Origin of the sequence: Brevundimonas sp., from assembly GCF_030682035.1 — a bacterium.
GTDB lineage: Bacteria > Pseudomonadota > Alphaproteobacteria > Caulobacterales > Caulobacteraceae > Brevundimonas.
The window spans coordinates 102,062-120,120 of sequence record NZ_JAUXQZ010000031.1 but is presented as its reverse complement, the minus strand read 5'-3'; the positions used below and the strand labels follow the sequence as shown (position 1 = coordinate 120,120).

Sequence of the window (18,059 nt, the reverse complement as noted above, 5' to 3'; positions counted from 1 at the left end):
CTACCAGCGGTAGCGCATGCCGATCTGGAAGCTGCGGGTCGGCAGGAACTGTCCGCGCGGTGCGCGGTATTCCGACGAGCACAGGCACTGTTCGAAGTTGGAGTAGTTCTCGAAGTTGAACACGTTGATCGCGTCCAGGATCAGTTCGACCGACTGGCCATTGAACACCTCGAACGACTTGGTCAGGCGCAGGTCGACCTGGCGGAAGGCGAAGGAGTTCGGGAAGAAGAGGAAGTCCTCCTTGTCCGGCCGGCCGCCGTTCCAGCAGATGTCCGGATTGGATGCTCTCGGGCAGACGTACTGGTGGAAGGGAAGGCCCGAGCCGAGGGTCAGGATGCCTGAAAGGCGGAAGTCGAACGGCAGGGCGACGATGCCCGACGCCACGATCCGGTGCCGTTCGTCCTGGTTGGTCGGGAAGGTCGGAGACAGGCCCGGGCGGTTGTAGTCGAAGTCGAAGCCGGTGAGGCCGTTGTCGCGACTGCCGTTACGCTCGGCTTCCGACAGGGTGTAGGTGAACTGCATCCCCCAGCCGCTGTCGGTGTCGAACGGCTTGTCGATCGTCAGATACATGGCCTTGAAGGTCTGTTCGGCGTCGTTGTTGCCGAAGAAGATCAGGTTGCGGAACTCCGGATGTCCGACCGAACCGGGCGTCGGACCCGAGAAGCGGTTGCCCGTCTCCGAACCGGCGTTGGCGATATACCAGGCGAACAGGTTTTCGGTCTTGCCGTAGGCGAAGGTCAGGGCGGTCTGGAAGTCGCCGAACTTCTGGCGGATGCCAAGGTTGAACTGGTCGGTCCGCGGCGGCTCCATGTCGTTGTTGATCAGGAAGATTTCGCCGGACCCCGGCGTTGCGGCCAGCAGGGGATCGAGGCCGGCCGGAGTCAGATAGGTCGAGTTCCAGGCGACGGTGTTGACGCCGCCGCGCATGCCGCCGGCCACGGAGAAGAAGATCTCCTTGTTGAACTGGAAGGGCTTGAAGCGCTCGTCGAAGGCGAAGTTGAAGCCGACCCGGTCGTAGTAGCGACCGGCGCCGCCGAAGATCACCGTCCGTTCGTCGTCGAAGACGTCGTACGAGAAGCCGATGCGCGGCTGGAAGGCGCCGGTGAAGGCGTCACGGCCGTCGGTGATGTAGTCAGCCGGGTTGAAGTAGGAGGGGAAGTCGTAACCCGGCAGGGCCTGGATTCTGTTCAGCGTGTCGCGGATGGCGGCGGGCGTCGAATAGTCGTTGTTGACGGCGTTGTCCTCATAGTCCCAGCGCAGGCCGAGGTTCACCTCCAGTTGGCTGGAAATCTGCCAGTCGTCCTGGATGTAGAGGCCGAAGACATTGTTATCAACATCGGCGGGCGCGACGGCGGTTCCCAGTTCGACACGGACCGGGATGTCCCGACTGCCGTTGATCTCGGGCCGCGCGTCGACGTCGAAGATGAACTGCGGGTTCCGGCCAAACTGCTTGTTCACATACATGTTTTGGGCGGAAAATTTTACACCCATCTTGATGGTGTGCTGGCCGTTCCATTCGATGTCGTTGAACGTCAGGTCGTCCCGGAACGTGAAGCTGCGCTGGCGGATGTCCTGGTTATTGCTCTGGCCGCCGGTGTTGAACACCGTGTCTTCGCGGTTGAACACGTTGTACTGGAAGCCCGGCAGGCCACCGTTGTCGTCCCGGAAGATGACGTACGACCGGCCGTAGTCGGAGAAGTTCAGAGCCGTCGGATTGTAATTGTACTCATAGATGTCGAACTGGGCCTCGTTGAGGAAGCCGTCGCCCTGGTATTGGTGGCGCAAGACCACCGAGGAAACATCGGTATTGATCTCGTTGGCGCGGCTGTAGGCGTTGTTGCCGCCGAAGTCGCGGATATCGGCCTCGGTGCGGTAGGTGGCGCTGAGGTCGAGGCGCTGACGGTCGTCGATCGACCAGGACAGCTTGCCGAAGAACAGGTCTTCCTCGAACGGCGCGTCGAAGGTCCCGGTGTCGGCGCCGAACAACGGCGCGTAGGCCGCACGGAACAGGGCGACGGTGTTGCGGCGGGTCTCGTCCTTGCGCTCATAGGCGCCGAAGAAATGCAGCCGATCCTCGATGATCGGTCCGCCGACCGAACCGCCGTACTGTAGCCGCTCGACGCCCACTTCGCGGCCTTGGTAGTCTTCAGAGGTCCAGTCGCTGTCCTGATAGGTGATGAAGGCGTCGCCGGTCAGCTCGTTGGTGCCAGAACGGGTCACCGAGGTGATGATCGAGGACGAGGCCTGCTCAAACTCGGCCTTGAAGTTCTGGGAGATGACCCGGAACTCCTGGATGGCGACCTGCGGGAAGGGGTTGCCGCGACTGTCGTCCTGACCGCCGACGCCGCCGTCGATGATGGTCGACTTCTGGTTCTGGCCGTCGATGAAGACGTTGATGGCCGAGGCGCCCTGGCCCCCGGCGGAGATGGTGCGTTCGGTCTCGCCCTCGGTGACCCGCACGCCGGGCGCGAGCGCCGCGAAGTTCAGGAAGTTGCGGCTGATCTGCGGCAGGTTGTTGATCTGGGTCTGGCTGACGTTGGTCGCGACTTCCGAGGTCCGCACCTCGAAGATGCGGCGGCCGGTGACGATCACATCATCCAGTTCGGATGCGCCAGCGTCGCTGGAACCGGTTACAACCGGGGCCACATCAAGATCGAGCGTGGCCACCTGGCCCAGGGCGATGGTGATCAGATCCTCGACCGACTGGCCGTCCGCCGTCGTGACGTTGATGCGGTAGGTGCCGGGACGCAGACCCGAGAGCACATAGCCGCCGTCGTCGCCGATCCGGCCCCGGCTGACATAGCCGGTAGCGACTTCGGTCGCCGTGATGCTGCCGCCGGTCTCGACCGCCAGGCCTTCATAGATCGTCCCCCGGAGGGTGGACGTGGCGCCCTGGGCCGAGGCCCCGCCGGCGCAGGCCAGCGAGACGGCCATGGCGAGAGCCGAGGCGGCCCCCAGATACTGGATGGACTTGCGGGTCATCAGGAATTCTCCCCCTTTAGAGATGGCGTTTCGGCAAGGGCGCGAAGGCGTCCGCCGGAGTTGGATGGGCCGGATTGGGCTTGGTGTTGTGTCGCCGGATTGCTTGATGGGCGTACGACCAGTTCAGGGCGCACGATCTCGCAGGCGGTGTCGGCGACGGCTTCGCCCGCTGCGTTAATGAGGCGGACCAGTCGCTCAAGCGCGTTTCGTCCGGTCTCGGCGATATGAATTCTCAGGGTGGTCAGGGCGGGTCGGACGAGGCCGGCGAGGGGGACATCGTCAAAGCCGATGATGGCGATGTCTTCCGGGACGCGCAGACCCGCGTCCTGCAGCGCCAGCATGGCGCCCACGGCCATGTTGTCGTTGCCGGCGAAGACCGCGTCCGGGCGCGGTTCGCGTCGCGCCAGCGCCGCGCCCGCAGCCTGGCCCGACGACTGGGTGAACGCCCCCTCGACGACCGATGTCGGCAGGCCCGCTCGCGCCATCGCCTCGAGATAGCCGGCCAGACGCGCCTCGGCTTCGAGGTTGCCGGCCGGACCGGCGATGTGGGCGATGCGAAGGCGGCCCGTGGCGACCAGATGCTCGACCGCCAGAACGGCGCCGCCGTGGTTGTCGACGACGATGGAGGGCCGGCCCGCGTCGGCGCCGCCGTTCATCAGCAGGATCGGCGTGCGCCCGGCCTGGCCTGCGGCGAGATTGGCGGCGTCGAGATGGGGCGACAGCACGATCAGGCCATCGACCCGTCCACGCATGGAACGGATCGCGGCGGAGGCTTCCTCCGCGTCGTCATGCGAGCTGGAGACGATCAGGTGATAGCCCAACGACCGGGCGGCCACATCCATGCCGCGGATCAGTTCGGAGAAGAACTCTCCGTACAGGTCCGGCAGGATCACGCCGATCGTCTGGGTCTTGCTGGTCGACAGGCTGCGCGCGCCGGAGTGGGGTACGTACTGCAGCGCCTCGGCGGCCTCGAATACCCGCTTCCTGGTCGCCTCGGTCACCGGCCCGGCGCCGTTCAGGACGCGCGAAACAGAGGCGACGGACACACTGGCCCGGTCGGCGACGTCGCGAATCGTGGCGGCCTTCATGCCGCCGCCGCCACGCAGATATGCTGGATCGCCTTCAGCGCCAAAGTCCATCCTCCCTGAGCGTTTCCAGTCCCGGCCCGCTTTGCGCGAGTCCGTCCGAAAAAACCGTGTAACCGATTACATGACACACTAGCCATGGACCCCGCAAGTGCCCTAGTTTGGCCACACCGAGGTTGTGCTGACGGCGTGACACGCGTACCGACCGCCGCCAAACCGGGCTTCCAGTCTGCGTTACCGCTCTTCAAGGCTTTGCACTATGACTTCAAATAACACAGACAACTATCGGTTTCCTGAGGGTTTTCTGTGGGGGGCCGCGACGGCTGCCTACCAGATTGAAGGCTCGTCCATGGCGGACGGCGCGGGGGCCTCGATCTGGGACCGGTTCAGTCACACCCCCGGGATGATGCTGAACGGCGACACCGGCGACGTAGCTTGTGACCACTACAACCGCTGGCGCGAAGACATCGCGCTGATGACCCGCCTGAACCTGCAGGCCTACCGATTCTCGGTCAGTTGGAGCCGGGTGATGCCGGAGGGGCGCGGGGCCATCAACGCCAGGGGCCTGGACTTCTACGACAAGCTGATCGACGGCCTGCTCGAGAAGGGCATCGAGCCGCTCTGCACCCTGTATCACTGGGACCTGCCGGCGGCGCTGGACGATCGCGGCGGCTGGCTGAACCCCGACATCGCCGACTGGTTCGCCGACTACGGCCAGGTCCTGTTCGAGAAGTTCAAGGGCCGGGTCAAGACCTGGGGCACGATCAACGAGCCGTGGGTCATCGTCGACGGCGGCTATCTGCACGGCGCCCTCGCACCCGGCCACAAGTCGGCCTTCGAAGCCATGATCGCCGGCCATAACGTCTTGCGCGCGCATGGCGCGGCGGTGAAGCGGTTCCGCGAGGTCGGCCCAAAAAGCGAGATGGGCCAGATCGGCATCGTCCTCAACATCGAGCCGAAATACCCGGCCAGCGACAAGCCCGAGGACGAGGCCGCGCGCAAACGCGCTGAGGCCCAGATGAACCGCTGGTTCCTCGACCCCCTGATGGGCCGCGGCTATCCCGCGGAGTTGAAGGACGTCTATGGCGAGGCCTATCGCGAGTTTCCGCAGGAAGACTTCGACCTGATCGCCCAGCCGACCGACTGGATGGGGCTGAACTGGTACACCCGCTCGGTGCCCGAGAACGCGCCCGATGCCTGGCCGGTGCGCGCCCGCCCCGTGAAACAGATCCAGCACGCCCACACCGAGACCGGCTGGGAGGTCTATCCCCCCGCCCTGACCGATACCCTCGTCTGGCTGCACGAACAGACCAACGGCCTGCCGCTGATGGTCACCGAGAACGGCTCCGCCTGGTACGATCCGCCCCACGCCATCAACGGTCGCGTCCACGATCCGATGCGCGTCGAATATCTGAAGAACCACCTCAAGGCCCTGCACGACGCCATCGGCAAGGGCGTCGATATCCGCGGCTATATGGCCTGGTCCCTGCTCGACAATCTGGAATGGTCGCTGGGCTATTCCAAGCGGTTCGGCATCACCCACGTGAATTTCCAGACGCAGGAGCGGACCATCAAGGACTCCGGCCTGCTCTATGCCGAGGTGATCAAGACCCACGGCGCGGTGCTGGGCACGCTGTGACTGTCTCCCTCCCGAAGCAGGGAGGGCGACCACCGCTTATCGCAGCCGTCCGTAGAAGGCCTCGATCAGGTCCATCCGGTGAGCGAGCGGGATCGGAGCCGCCACGGGCCCGTCATTGGTGAACTCCAGCAACCGGTCCCGCTCGGCCCCGAACTCCGGCCACACGGGACGCCCGGGAGCGTTCGGGTCGCCTTTCGCCGCGAAGGTCGTCCAGTAACCGGCCATGGCGTCCGCCACCCGGTCGTCCCGCTCGCCCATCGGCCGCCCGACGGTGAGCAGATTGTCGAACACATAGGGCCGCTCCGACGCATGGGTGGCGCCGCCGCTGGGCTCGGGGTTGGACTCCGCCACCACGTCGAACCGGTACAGATACGTCGGATGCCCGTTGGCCGCGTGCAGTCGCGCCAGATGGCGCAAGGGCTCATTGAAGACCAGGTCACTGACGACGTGCTGGTCATAGCCCTCCGGCCCGCCATACGCCCCCAACAGGGCCTCATGCTCGGCCTCCGTCATGGCGTCGTCCGTACGGCCATAGGCGCCGGCGTCGGACGGCCTGATCCACCAGAACTCGGCGCTGTTGGCGCCGAGGATCAGCGGCACGGAGGCCTGCCGTCCCGCGGCGAAGGCCTCGACCACGTCCTCGGTCAACACGACGCCGTCGACGATCAGATTTTCGCTGTAAAAGGCAGGCATGGGGCCAAGCAGCCGCTCCGCCGGAACAGCGCGCAAGTCCTCCGCCGTCACCTCCCCCGGCAGGCCCGCGCCGCGCACCCAGGCCCGTCCCAGCGACTGCGCCGAGGGACGACCGGGGCGATCCAGCGCCAGTTCGGCCGACCGCTGTCGCCCCATGCCCGACTGCACCACCGCTCTGTGGAACAGGCCGCGCGCGGACCGGGCGACCATCAACTGGGTCACGGCGACGCCGCCCGCCGACTCGCCGAAGATCGTCACATTCGAGGGATCGCCGCCGAAGGCCGCCGCATTGTCGCGCACCCACCCAAGGGCCGCGATCTGGTCCATCAGACCGTAGTTGCCGCCGGGTTCATCCGGCGCCCGATCCGCCGCCAGCGCCGGATGATCGAAGAAGCCCAGCCGCCCCAGCCGATAATTGACGGTCACGATCATCACGCCCCGCCGCGCCAGTCTGGTCCCGTCGTACAGCGCCGCCGTGCCCGAGCCGTTGTTGTATCCGCCGCCGTGGATCCAGACCATGACCGGCAACGGCTCGGCGCCGCGGGTCTCCGGCGTCCAGACATTCAGCGTCAGACAGTCCTCGCTCATCGGCAGGGGGCCGACGCCCGGGTCGCCGTTGGACGGCGGCTGGATGCAGATGGCGCCGACCTGGCCCGCATCGCGGTCTCCCAACCACGGCCTGGCGGGTTGCGGCGGACGCCAGCGCAGCGGCCCGACCGGCGGCGCGGCGTAGGGAATGGCCTTGAAGCTGGCGACGCCGTCCGCCTGCCGGCCGACCAGCCGTCCCTGCTCGACCGTGGCGCGAGGGGTTGGATCGGAAGGCGAAGCCGGAGTCATCATCTGCACCGCCGCTGTGAGGATGGAGGCGAGGATCATCGATCGACCCTAACCGGCTCCGGCCCCCAATGGCCATCCGGACAGCACCCGACGCCGAAAACAGCAACTGGCGGACGCGATCGAAGTCCATTACGCATTCGCGTAGCCGGGCACGGTCATTTTCCGTTCGCCTGATCGAGGAAAACATTCATGAGCCAACCGCTCTCGGCCCGCCGCGTCCTGTTGGTGGAAGACGAGGCGCTCGTCGCCATGCTGCTGGAAACCATCCTCGAGGACATGGGCTGCGTCCCGGTCGGTCCTGCGGGGACGGTTGAGGAAGGACTGGTCTTGGTCGCCGACCCGGGGCCGCTGGACGCCGCCCTGCTCGACGTCAATGTCGCCGGCCGTCAGGTGTTTCCGATCGCCGAGGCGCTGAAGGCCCGCGGCGTGCCCTTCGTCTTCTCGACCGGCTATGGCGAAAGCGGCCTGCCCGACGAATGGCGCGGCCATTCCACGGTGCAGAAGCCCTTTACCGAAAGCGCCATCCGCGCAGCGCTGATGAAGGCGATGGGGGTGGAGCAGGTTTAGGGCCAGGCATCAGGCATCAGGCAACAGAGACGTCTTCCGTTTGGCGTGCAGAGGCGGCGCCCGGGCCTCCGCCATTGCCTGATGCCTGTTGCCTACTGCCTCAAATCCCTCAGCACCGCGCGCGCCGCATTGTGTCCCGGCGCGCCGGTGACGCCGCCGCCCGGATGCGCCCCTGATCCGCACAGATACAGTCCGGGCACCGGCATCCGGTGATCCGCGTGCCCCAGCACCGGGCGGGCGCTGAACAGCTGGTCCAGGCTGAGTTTGCCGTGGAAGATGTCGCCGCCGACCAGACCGAAGCGCCGCTCCAGATCGCGCGGACCCAGCGCCAGCCGCCCGACCACCGACGCCTTGAACCCAGGCGCATGGCCGTCGACCGTCTCGATCATCAGGTCCGCCACCGTGTCGCGGTGTTCGTCGCCCAGCGCCGGATCGACATGCTGGCAGAACAGGCTGGCGACATGCTGTCCGGCCGGAGCCAGACTGTCGTCCAGGGTCGAGGGGATCAACATCTCGACGATCGGCTTCGACGACCAGCCGTTCAGCCGCGCCTCGGCATGGGCCCGGTCCATATAGGCCAGCGACGGCGCCATGATAATCCCCGCGGTCAGGTGGTCGCCCGTCCCCGGCAGGGCGGTGAAGCTCGGCAGCTCGGACAGGGCGACGTTCATCCGGAACGTCCCGGAACCGGACTGGTAATTCCCGATCCTCTCCTTGAAGTCCGCCGGTACGAACGCGTCGTCCACGAACCGTTCGAACAGCAGGCGCGGATGCAGGTTCGACACCACCGCCCGCGCTCGCACCACATCCCCGGCCTCGGTCACCGCGCCGACAGCCCTGCCCTTTTCGGTCAGGACCGATGCGATCGGCGTCTCCAGCCGCACCTCGACGCCCTGTTCGGCGCAGGCGGCGGCCATGGCCTGGGTGATAGCGCCCATGCCGCCGATGGCGTGGCCCCACACCCCCTTGCGACCGTTCACCTCGCCGAAGACATGGTGCAGCAACACATAGGCCGAGCCCGGCGTATAGGGGCTGGCGTAGTTGCCGACGACGCTGTCGAAACCGAACAGGGCCTTGATCGGATCGCTCTCGAACCACCCGTCCAGCCAGTCGCCCGCCGACTTGGCGAATAGGTCCAGCAGGTCGCGCCGCCCCGTGACGTCCAGCCCCGCCGCCTGCTTGCCCAGCGACGCGCCCTTCAACAGTTCGGGCAGCATGGCCATCCAGCCGCCTTCCACCATGTTGGGCGGAGCCTTCAGGATCCAGTCGCGCAGCACCGCCGCCACGACCTCCAGCCGCGCCTCGTATTCAGGCAGACGTTCGGCGTCGCGCGCCGAGAATTTGGCCAGTTCTCCCTGCGTCCGCCCCTCGCCCGCGAGGAAATGGCGGCCGTCATCGAACGGCAGGAAGTTGGAGACCTTGCGCTCAACCACGGTCAGGCCGTGCCGGGCCAGCTCCATGTCGGCGATGACCTTCGGATTCAGCAGGCTGACGGTGTAGCTGGCGGTCGAGTTACGGAATCCCGGATGGAACTCCTCCGTCACCGCCGCCCCGCCGACGACGTGCCGCCGCTCCAGCACCGTGACCTTCAGCCCGGCCTTCGCCAGATAGAAGGCGCAGACCAGCCCGTTGTGGCCCCCGCCCAGGATGACGACGTCGGTGGTGGTGGTGGTCATGCAGGGGCTAGGTTCTAGGGGTTAGGTTCCAGGGAGGATCACCGGTGTAACCGGCCTGATGCATCTTCCCTAGCCCCTAGACCCTGGAACCTGGAACCTCCTCTTCCGGCCGATGCACCAGCGACACCAGCACCACGCTGATCATCATCAGCAGGAACCAGCTGCCCAGTTTGGCGACCGACACCATTTCCCAGCCGTCGTCCTGCCCCGGATAGACCCAGGCCCGGGCGTAGGTGCCCAGATTCTCGGCCAGCCAGATGAACACCGCGACCAGGAAGAACCCCAGCAGGAACGGCATCCGCCGCCGCGCCCGGTCCGGCGTGAAATAGAACCAGCCGCGCCCGAACAGCACCGCCGTAAGGGCGAACAGACCGAGCCGGACGTCCGGCAGCCAGTGATGGGCGAAGAAATTGACGTAGATCGCCGCCGCCAGAACCCAGGTCGTCCACAGCGGCGGATAGTGGCGGAACCGGATGTCGAAGATGCGCCAGATACGGGCGATGTAACTCCCGACCGCCGCATACATGAAGCCCGAGAACAGCGGCACCATGCCGATGCGCAGGATGCTGTCCTCCGGGTATATCCACGAGCCGGCTTGCGTCTTGAACAGCTCCATGATGGTGCCGACGACGTGGAAAACGAAGATCACCCTCGCCTCCTCCCAACTCTCCAGCTTCAACGCCAGCATGGCTGCCTGGATCGCCAGTGCCCCGACCACAAGAAAGTCGTACCGGCTGACCGGCGCGTTGTCCGGCCACCACAGATGCGTCCCCAGCAGCAGCGCCAGCATCGCCCCGCCGAACAGACAGGCCCAGCCCTGTTTGATCCCGAACATCAGGAATTCGAAGGCGTAGCGGGACCAGGCGCGGCGGTCGGCCGCGGTCTGGAGGCGGAGCAACCAGTGGCGGCCCCAGGTTTCGAGGGGGAGGCGGGGGGATTCGGTCACGCGAGCAGTTTAGCCTCGCGGCGCGACTAGCACACCGAACATCTGATCCAGCTCCACGGAGCACGGGCGGCGACGACCGGGTATCCGTTCGCCGGGATCCCGGGTCCCGCCATCCTCCCCCGCCGGAACGGATCAGTTCGCGGACGCCGCAGCCAGCCAGCCCTCTTCCCGCAAGGCCCCGACCCGCGCCCGGGAGACTGGAACCTCCAGACCGTCGGTCAGCCGCAGTCGCAGCTTGCGCCCGTCCTCGACCACGCCGGCGATGGACGCACGCGCCACCCACCAGGAGCGGTGGGTCTGCACGCCCTCGACGTTCTTCAGTCCCGCCATCGCCTGGGACAGGGACATCAGCACCAGGGCGGAGCCCTGCGGCGTGTGCACCCGGACGTAGTGATCCTCCATCTGCAGACACAGCACCGTCCGACCCAGGCGTCGCGGCAGCCGATCACGCGGGTCGGCGGAAGATGTGTCGGGTCTTGCGGGGACGGCCTCGCGAGATCGCACGGCCCACAACATGCCCAAGGTCGCCAGGGTGCTGATCACTAGGCCTTGGCCATACCATTCCAGCCAGCCGACCTCACCGACCACGGGCCACAGCCTGACCGCCAGCGCCCGGCTAAGCACGGCTGGCAGGAGGGTCAAGACGGCGATGGCCGGCGGGGTCCACAGCCAGGCCGAAATACCGCGGCCGTTCGCCCACCGCTTCAGGATCGGCAGGCTGACGCCGAAGGCCAGCCATCCGCCCCACAGACAGACCACCCAATAGGCCGCGCGCACCGGCAAGGACCCGTTCAGATAGCTGCCGAACGGACCGATCGCGCCAAGCGTCAGCCCAATGGCGGTCGAGACGGCGAAACCCACCGCCGCCGGGCGCCATCGCCTGTCCTTCGCCCGAGTCGATCCCATGGCGCCACCCTAGCAAGCGCTGCGGGCGATTGCAGCCGTTCGCCCGGCCACGAACCCGTTCGCCCGTTCGCCCATCTTCGCTGGCGCGCTGACCTGGAGCGGCCTTACACAGCCCCATCACCTGCCGCCGAAAGCCCTTTCAATGTCCACAGCCTCCCTGATCGCCGCCGCTTCCGTCCTGCTGGCCTCCTGCGCCACAGCCGCCACGACTGCGGCCCCGAGCCCGCCCCAAACCGCCCCGCAGCCGGCTGCGCAGGTGGGTCCGTCGATCCGGGACGGCGTGGCCTTCTCTCGCCTGACCTTGATTGACGGCGATCAGCCCGCCATCGAGGCGGGCGTCTGGTATCCGGCCGAGGCCGCCACGGCACCGCGCCCGCTTATCGTCATCTCCCATGGCAACGGCGGCGATTTTCGCAGTCACAGCGACACGGCCCAGGCCCTAGCCAAGGCCGGATTCATTGTCGCGACGCTGACCCACACCGGCGACAACTGGCGCGACCAGAGCCGCGCCACCGATGTCGTCGACCGCACCCGCCAGCTGTCGGTCCTGATCGACCACATGCTGGGCCAATGGGAAGGACGGGCCGGGATCGACGCTGGGCGGATCGGGGCATTTGGATACTCCGCCGGCGGGTTCACCGTGCTGGCGGCGGCGGGCGGCGATCCCGATCTGACGCGACTGGTCGATCACTGCCGAGCCAATCCGGCCTTCTATGATTGCCGCCTCGTGGGCCGGCATCCAGAGACGATGACCGGTGGCCGGAGCGTGCCACGCCTGCCGCACGACACCCGCCTCAAGGCCCTTGTCGTCGCCGCCCCGGCGCTGGGCTTCACCTTCACGCGTGAGGGCCTGGCCGATGTAACCCAGCCGGTTCAGCTGTGGCAGGCGGGGAGCGACCAGATCCTGCCCTCGCCCTTCTACGCCGAGCCGGTGCGCGACGCCCTGCCGCGTCAGCCAGAGTATATTCGTGTCGAGGGTGCCGGCCATTTCGACTTCCTGCCGCCCTGCTCACCCGAACTGGCCGCCAACGCCCCGATGATCTGCGCCCCGACCCCCGACTTCGACCGCGCCGCATTTCACGAAGCCCTGAACCGCGAGATGATCCGTTTCTTCAGGACCCATCTCTGACGGCGCACGGCGGCGGGACCTACCCGCCGGAAGCAGGCTTTCCGAAAGTCTCGGATGCGGCCCCCTAACCCCGCCCGCGGTACGCCGGCACGCCCTGATCCGGCAGCCACAGCCCCTCCGGCGGCGCGCCAGTCTGCCAGAAGACGTCGATCGGGATGCCGCCGCGCGGGTACCAGTACCCCCCGATCCTCAGCCATTTCGGCTGCAGCAGGTCGGCGATCTTCCTGCCGATGGCGACGGTGCAGTCCTCGTGGAAGGCGCCGTGGTTGCGGAAGGCGGTCAGGTACAGCTTCAGGCTTTTGGACTCGACCAGCCAGTCGCCCGGCGCATAGTCGATGACGATATGGGCGAAGTCCGGCTGGCCCGTCACCGGGCACAGGCTGGTGAACTCCGGCGCCGTGAACCGGGTCAGATACAGCATCCCCGGATGGGGGTTGGGCACCCGCTCCAGCTCGGCCGTTTCCGGCGATGTGGGCTGGACGGTGTGCTGGCCGAGCTGGTGCAGGCCTGAGGTGTCGGTGGTCATGCAGGCGCTGTAGCTGGTTCGCCTGTCGGCGTCATCCTCGGGGTGTGGGGGGTGGGGGGTGGGGGGTGGGGTTCACAGTTGTCTCTGGCGACGGACGCCAAGCCCCCACCCGTCCCCCTTCCTTCTTCTCTTTTCCACACCCCACATCCCACTCCCAACACCCCTCGCCCCAACTTGCTTTCCCCGCAGTCACCCCGCTATCCGTAGTCAAAGACAACGGGGAGCACCGCCATGGCCATTCCGGCATCGCTGCAAAAGGGACTGAAGCTGCCGGTCATCGCCGCGCCCATGTTCCTGGTCTCGGGGCCGGGTCTGGTGGTCGAGGCCTGCAACGCCGGGGTGATCGGGACCTTCCCGTCGCTGAATCAGCGCTCGACCGAGGGCTATCGGGAGTGGCTGCACGAGATCAAGGCGCGGCTGAACCCCGACGCCGCGGCGTATGGCGTCAACCACATCGTCCATCCGACCAATCCGCGGCTGATGTCCGACATGATGGTTTCGGTCGAGGAGAAGGTGCCGCTGATCATCACCTCGCTGGGCGCGGTACGGGACGTGGTGGACGCCGTTCACGGCTACGGCGGCGTGGTGTTCCACGACATCGCCAATGTCCGTCATGCGAGGAAGGCGGCCCAGGCGGGCGTCGACGGCCTGATTCTGGTGGCCAACGGCGCGGGCGGCCACGCCGGCGTGGTCAACCCCTTCGCCCTGGTCGAGGAGGTGCGCTCCTTCTACGACGGGACCATCATCCTGTCGGGCTGCCTGTCCACCGGCGGGGACGTGGCGGCGGCGACCATGATGGGCGCCGACTTCGCCTATATGGGCACCCGTTTCATCTCGACGACCGAGTCGATGGCCCAGTCCGAGTACAAGCAGATGATCGTCGAGGCCGGCGCCTCGGACATCACCTACACCCCCGCTGTCTCAGGCATTCCGGCCAATTTCCTGACGCCGTCGCTGGTCGCCAACGGCATCGATCCGAAGTCCCTGCCCGAGCACAAGCTCGACATGGCCGACGAAGCCAAGGCCTGGAAGACCGTCTGGTCCGCCGGTCAGGGATCCGCGGGGGTGCGCGACGTGCTGCCGGTGGCGGCGCTGGTCGCCCGGCTGCGCGAGGAACATTCGCAAGCCTGTGATAAATTCGACAAGAACCGGCTCTAGACCCCGCCTCGTTCAAACAAGGCGACTCACATGCTCCGCACCCTGACGACCGCCGCCGCGGCGACCGCCTTGCTGGCCACGGCCGGCGGCGGCGCCGCCGCCCAGGAGGCGCCCTCCCCTTCCGGCAGCTGGTCCTTCGCCGTCGGCGCGGCCACGGACAACCGCTCCAAGGGCGCCTCCAAGACCGACGGCGAAGCCTTCGTCTGGGGCGAGGCCGAATGGGAGAACGCCTCGGGCCTGATTTACGCCGGCTCCGGATTCCAGACCATCCAGAGCTCCAGCGGCTCTGATCTGGAAGTGGAGATCGGCGCGGGTGTCCGGCCTGAGATCGCCGGCTTCGACCTCGACCTCAACGCCACCTACAAGTCCCAGATCGACGCCGCCTCCGGCTATGATGACAACGCCTGGGAACTGACCGCCGACGTCAAACGCTCGATCGGTCCGGCCAGCGGACGCGTCCGCTTCCAGTATTCGCCTGACGGCATGGGCGGAACCGAGGCCTGGACCTGGGTCGAGGCACGCCTCGGCTGGGACTTCACCGACAAGCTGGAAGGCACGGCCGCGATCGGTCGTCGCGAGCAGGACAACAGCCTCGACTACACGGCCTGGAACGCGGGGGTCACCTACGCCGTCACCGACCACATCGACGCCGACCTGCGCTACTACGCCACCGACGCCGATGTGCCGGGCGAGCAATATGCGGACGCCCTCGTGGCGGGGATAAGCGTCGCCTTCTGACGCCGCGATCCTTTTCTCGCTTTTCCCGCTGAGCGCCCTATTTAGGGAAGATGAGCAACCATCGTCCCACGACCCTTGAACGCGCCTATGAACTGGCGCGCGGCGGCGGCTGTCGCACCGTCGGCGAGATCAAACAGGCCCTTCAGTCAGAGGGCTTCGAGCGCATCCAGGACTCCCTGTACGGCCCGACCCTTACGGCCGCCCTGCGCAAGCTTTGCCAGGAACACTATGTCGCCGCTCCAGAGGGCGAAGCGGCCGAATAGCCAGGCTGGACGCCCGCCTTGATTTTGGCGCGCCGCCGGTCCAAAAGCGTTTTGTCGAGCTCTCTGCGAAACGCCACCCTCTGCTTTCGCACTGAGGTCTAGCCGCTCCTTTCAGACCCGACAGACCGCAGGGGCTTTTCCTTGTGGCCAACTGCTAGCGGAGGTCCTGAAAATGGCTACCGGCACTGTAAAATGGTTCAACTCAACCAAGGGCTACGGCTTCATCCAGCCTGACGACGGCGGCAAGGACGTTTTCGTCCACATCTCGGCCGTCGAACAGGCGGGCCTGCGCGGCCTGGATGAAAACCAGAAGGTTTCCTACGAAATCGAGCGCGACAAGCGTTCGGGCAAGGAATCCGCTGGTCAGCTGAAGACCGAAGGCTGAGTTCACGCGCCCTCACCGGCGCATGATTTCGACGGCGGCGGGGGCGAGAGCCTTCGCCGCCGTTTTGCTGTCGGGAAACACCGAGCTTGCTATTTGGCGGCAAAGCGCCCATTTGGGGCTTCGTCGATCTCACTGCGAAACGCTGCTGCCCCTTTGCATCGCGCACCGAGGTCCAAAGCCGATCCATTCAGACCCGACAGGCCGATCCGGAACCTCTTCCGGCGGTCAACGCCTAACGGAGGTCTCAAAATGGCTACCGGCACTGTAAAATGGTATAACTCCACCAAGGGCTATGGCTTCATCGCCCCTGACGACGGCGGCAAGGACGTTTTCGTCCACGCCTCGGCCGTTGAAACGTCCGACCTGGGCACGCTCAACGAAAATCAGAAGATTTCCTACGAAGTCGAACGCGACTCGCGTTCGGGCAAGGAATCGGCCGGTCGCCTCAAGGCCGCCGAATAGTTTCCGACAAGCGACCCTGCCGGGGTTAATCCCCAGCTGACGGAAGGGCCGGCCGCCGAACAGGCGCCGGCCCGACTGTTTTTCAACTCCAGGAGATGCCGATGACCCCGCTGGCCGAAAAGCTCCCGACCATGAGCGACCCCGACCTGAAGGCGCTGCGCCTCAATGCGGTCCGCCTTTCCGAAAGCGGCTCTCCGACCAAGATGGCCACCGCCGCCGAACTGGTGCCCCTGATCGACGCGGAAGTCGCCCGCCGCGCCGCGGACAAGACCACCACCGCCGTCAAGAAACCCCGCGCCCCGGCCAAGAAGAAGGTCGTCCCCGCCACCGGCCACCAGACCGCCCTGCCGGATTCGAAAGCCGCCTAGTCAGCCGTTGGGTCGATCTTCTGAACGATCCGACCAGTCCGTGCTGGAAGTGAGACTAAGACTTCCAACCTTGGACTCTGCCGTTTTCCGTGTAGGGGGCGGTGGTTAGAAATCTCGCCCCACCAATAGCTGCAATGATACTCGTAGGTTCGGTCGGACGTTGCGTAGTCGAGCCAGTTTCGATCCAGCGTAACGAACTCGGTCGCCTTGATTTCGATGATATTTATGGGCCCGACCACTCCACCTTTGGTGTTCAACCCATGCCAAACGGCTTCTTCCTGAGATAGCGCCGCGAACAGCACGTTGAGACGGGAAGGACGAGACTTGAAACGGCTCTCCTGGCGCACGGCTTCGATCGCATTTTCTCTGTGATCAGCGCTGGTCCATTGCTCAGCCGGTGCGTCGAACGCCGTGGAATAGATGCGCCCGAAACGCGACCGGCCCAAGTTATCTGGTTCGATGACTTGGTCTTCGACGAGGCTGCAAGCTCTGTCCGCGTGATAGAATAGGTACTCGGTCACTCAGTGCCTATCCTCCGAGCGCCTGATCCAGATCCGCGATCAGGTCCTCGACGTCCTCGACCCCCACCGACAGCCGGATCAGGTTCTCCGTCACCCCGCCCGCTTCGCGCACCTCTTTCGGCACCGAGGCGTGGGTCATGATGGCCGGGTGGTTGACCAGACTTTCGACCCCGCCCAGCGATTCCGCCAGGGTGAAGACCTGAACCCGCTCCAGAATCCGTTTCGTCCGCTCCAGATCGTCGTCGATCAGGACCGTGACCATGCCGCCGTACCGGCCGTTCATCTGACGTGACGCCAGATCGTGCTGCGGGTGGCTGACCAGTCCCGGATAGATCACCTTGGCGATCCCCTTCCGCTCCTCCAGCCAGCGCGCCACCGTCAGGGCGTTCTCATTGTGCGCCTTCATGCGCAGGCCCAGGGTCTTCAAGCCGCGGTTGGCCAGGAAGGCGTCGAACGGCCCCATGACGCCGCCGACGGAATTCTGGAGGAATTTGATCTCCTTCGCCAGCTCGGGGTCCGCAGTCACCAGCGCGCCGCCGATGATGTCGGAGTGGCCGTTCAGATATTTGGTCGCCGAATGCATGACCACGTCGGCGCCCACCTTCAGCGGCTGCTGGCTCCACGGCGTGGCGAAAGTGTTGTCGACAATCAGCAGCAGGCCGTGAGCTTTCGCAATCTTCGACAGGCCCGCGATGTCGGCCAGCTTCATCAGCGGATTGGTCGGGGTCTCGGCCCAGATCAGCTTCGTCTTCGGCGTTATGGCGGCTTCGACCTTTGCCAGATCGCTGAGGTCGACATAGGCGAAATCCAGCCCCATCGAGCGCCGCCGCACCCGCTCGAACAGGCGCCACGAGCCGCCATACAGGTCGTCGCCGGTGACGATGTGCGACCCGGCGTCCAGCAGCTCCAGCGCCGTCGAGGTCGCCGCCATGCCGCTGGCGAAGCCGAAGCCGTGGGTGCCGCCCTCCAGATCGGCCAGACAGGCCTCGAACGCCTCGCGCGTCGGGTTCTTGCCGCGCGCATACTCATAGCCCTTGTTCACGCCCGGGCTTTCCTGGGCATAGGTCGAGGTGGCGTAGATCGGGGTCATCACCGCGCCCGTGGTCGGGTCGGGACGCTGGCCCGCGTGGATGGCGCGGGTCGAGAAACCCTGGCTGTTCTTAAGGTTGGTCATGGGT

Annotated in this window: 18 protein-coding genes; 9 read left to right on the top strand and 9 right to left on the bottom strand. The window is 66.1% G+C overall.

Features of this window, described 5'->3' with window-relative positions:
• Together Q8K49_RS09205 and Q8K49_RS09200 are read right to left on the bottom strand one after the other, a co-directional pair.
• A complete protein-coding gene (locus tag Q8K49_RS09205; protein WP_305305449.1) occupies nucleotides 1-2,982 on the bottom strand; it encodes a TonB-dependent receptor domain-containing protein in 2,982 nt (993 codons plus the stop codon).
• Nucleotides 2,982-4,121, bottom strand: coding sequence for a LacI family DNA-binding transcriptional regulator (locus Q8K49_RS09200; protein WP_305305447.1), 1,140 nt, complete (start codon nucleotides 4,119-4,121; stop codon nucleotides 2,982-2,984). Before Q8K49_RS09200 ends, Q8K49_RS09205 begins: the two co-directional genes overlap by 1 nt.
• 205 nt (nucleotides 4,122-4,326) lie before the next feature.
• Between Q8K49_RS09200 and Q8K49_RS09195 the strand changes: the two genes are divergently transcribed.
• Complete coding sequence (locus Q8K49_RS09195; RefSeq protein WP_305305445.1) at nucleotides 4,327-5,706, top strand: GH1 family beta-glucosidase; 1,380 nt, start codon at nucleotides 4,327-4,329, stop codon at nucleotides 5,704-5,706.
• Nucleotides 5,707-5,742: 36 nt separating this feature from the next.
• Here Q8K49_RS09195 and Q8K49_RS09190 read toward each other — a convergent pair whose 3' ends face one another.
• Nucleotides 5,743-7,275 carry a carboxylesterase/lipase family protein gene (locus Q8K49_RS09190; protein ID WP_305305444.1) on the bottom strand — a complete coding sequence of 511 codons (1,533 nt, stop codon included), beginning with the start codon at nucleotides 7,273-7,275 and terminating at the stop codon, nucleotides 5,743-5,745.
• Nucleotides 7,276-7,425: 150 nt separating this feature from the next.
• On the opposite strand from Q8K49_RS09190, the gene Q8K49_RS09185 reads away from it, so the two are divergent.
• The gene (locus Q8K49_RS09185) at nucleotides 7,426-7,803 is read left to right on the top strand and encodes a response regulator (RefSeq protein ID WP_305305442.1); all 378 of its coding nucleotides are present in this window, start codon (nucleotides 7,426-7,428) and stop codon (nucleotides 7,801-7,803) included.
• Nucleotides 7,804-7,895: 92 nt separating this feature from the next.
• Here the strand turns inward: Q8K49_RS09185 and Q8K49_RS09180 are convergent, their stop codons facing one another.
• From Q8K49_RS09180 to Q8K49_RS09170, 3 genes are all read right to left on the bottom strand, one after another.
• Nucleotides 7,896-9,479: an NAD(P)/FAD-dependent oxidoreductase gene (locus Q8K49_RS09180; RefSeq protein ID WP_305305440.1), complete on the bottom strand. Its 1,584-nt coding sequence runs from the start codon at nucleotides 9,477-9,479 to the stop codon at nucleotides 7,896-7,898.
• 76 nt (nucleotides 9,480-9,555) lie between these two features.
• On the bottom strand, nucleotides 9,556-10,377 hold the full coding sequence (locus tag Q8K49_RS09175; protein WP_305305562.1) for a DUF817 domain-containing protein: 822 nt from the start codon (nucleotides 10,375-10,377) through the stop codon (nucleotides 9,556-9,558).
• Nucleotides 10,378-10,557: 180 nt separating this feature from the next.
• On the bottom strand, nucleotides 10,558-11,331 hold the full coding sequence (locus Q8K49_RS09170; protein ID WP_305305438.1) for a LytTR family DNA-binding domain-containing protein: 774 nt from the start codon (nucleotides 11,329-11,331) through the stop codon (nucleotides 10,558-10,560).
• Between the two features lie 142 nt (nucleotides 11,332-11,473).
• On the opposite strand from Q8K49_RS09170, the gene Q8K49_RS09165 reads away from it, so the two are divergent.
• Nucleotides 11,474-12,460 carry a dienelactone hydrolase gene (locus tag Q8K49_RS09165; protein WP_305305437.1) on the top strand — a complete coding sequence of 329 codons (987 nt, stop codon included), beginning with the start codon at nucleotides 11,474-11,476 and terminating at the stop codon, nucleotides 12,458-12,460.
• A gap of 64 nt (nucleotides 12,461-12,524) precedes the next feature.
• On the opposite strand, the gene queF is transcribed toward Q8K49_RS09165, so the two are convergent.
• A complete protein-coding gene (queF, locus tag Q8K49_RS09160) occupies nucleotides 12,525-12,986 on the bottom strand; it encodes a preQ(1) synthase (protein ID WP_305305436.1) in 462 nt (153 codons plus the stop codon).
• Nucleotides 12,987-13,217: 231 nt separating this feature from the next.
• On the opposite strand from queF, the gene Q8K49_RS09155 reads away from it, so the two are divergent.
• The 6 genes from Q8K49_RS09155 (at nucleotide 13,218) to Q8K49_RS09130 (ending at nucleotide 16,360) form a co-directional block, all read left to right on the top strand.
• Nucleotides 13,218-14,144, top strand: a complete 927-nt coding sequence (locus tag Q8K49_RS09155; RefSeq protein WP_305305435.1) for a nitronate monooxygenase family protein — start codon at nucleotides 13,218-13,220, stop codon at nucleotides 14,142-14,144.
• A gap of 30 nt (nucleotides 14,145-14,174) precedes the next feature.
• Nucleotides 14,175-14,882, top strand: a complete 708-nt coding sequence (locus tag Q8K49_RS09150) for a TorF family putative porin (RefSeq protein ID WP_305305434.1) — start codon at nucleotides 14,175-14,177, stop codon at nucleotides 14,880-14,882.
• Between the two features lie 50 nt (nucleotides 14,883-14,932).
• Nucleotides 14,933-15,145 carry a hypothetical protein gene (locus tag Q8K49_RS09145; protein ID WP_305305433.1) on the top strand — a complete coding sequence of 71 codons (213 nt, stop codon included), beginning with the start codon at nucleotides 14,933-14,935 and terminating at the stop codon, nucleotides 15,143-15,145.
• A gap of 172 nt (nucleotides 15,146-15,317) precedes the next feature.
• On the top strand, nucleotides 15,318-15,530 hold the full coding sequence (locus tag Q8K49_RS09140; RefSeq protein ID WP_055828888.1) for a cold-shock protein: 213 nt from the start codon (nucleotides 15,318-15,320) through the stop codon (nucleotides 15,528-15,530).
• Nucleotides 15,531-15,779: 249 nt separating this feature from the next.
• Nucleotides 15,780-15,992, top strand: coding sequence for a cold-shock protein (locus Q8K49_RS09135; RefSeq protein WP_055828885.1), 213 nt, complete (start codon nucleotides 15,780-15,782; stop codon nucleotides 15,990-15,992).
• 101 nt (nucleotides 15,993-16,093) lie between these two features.
• Complete coding sequence (locus Q8K49_RS09130) at nucleotides 16,094-16,360, top strand: hypothetical protein (protein WP_305305432.1); 267 nt, start codon at nucleotides 16,094-16,096, stop codon at nucleotides 16,358-16,360.
• Here Q8K49_RS09130 and Q8K49_RS09125 read toward each other — a convergent pair.
• Both Q8K49_RS09125 and Q8K49_RS09120 read right to left on the bottom strand, forming a co-directional pair.
• Entirely contained in the window at nucleotides 16,357-16,881 is a 525-nt protein-coding gene (locus Q8K49_RS09125) for a hypothetical protein (protein ID WP_305305431.1), read from the bottom strand. The two genes, Q8K49_RS09130 and Q8K49_RS09125, sit on opposite strands and share 4 nt — an antisense overlap.
• A gap of 7 nt (nucleotides 16,882-16,888) precedes the next feature.
• Nucleotides 16,889-18,055 carry a cystathionine gamma-synthase gene (locus tag Q8K49_RS09120; RefSeq protein ID WP_305305430.1) on the bottom strand — a complete coding sequence of 389 codons (1,167 nt, stop codon included), beginning with the start codon at nucleotides 18,053-18,055 and terminating at the stop codon, nucleotides 16,889-16,891.
• Nucleotides 18,056-18,059 lie beyond the last annotated feature (4 nt).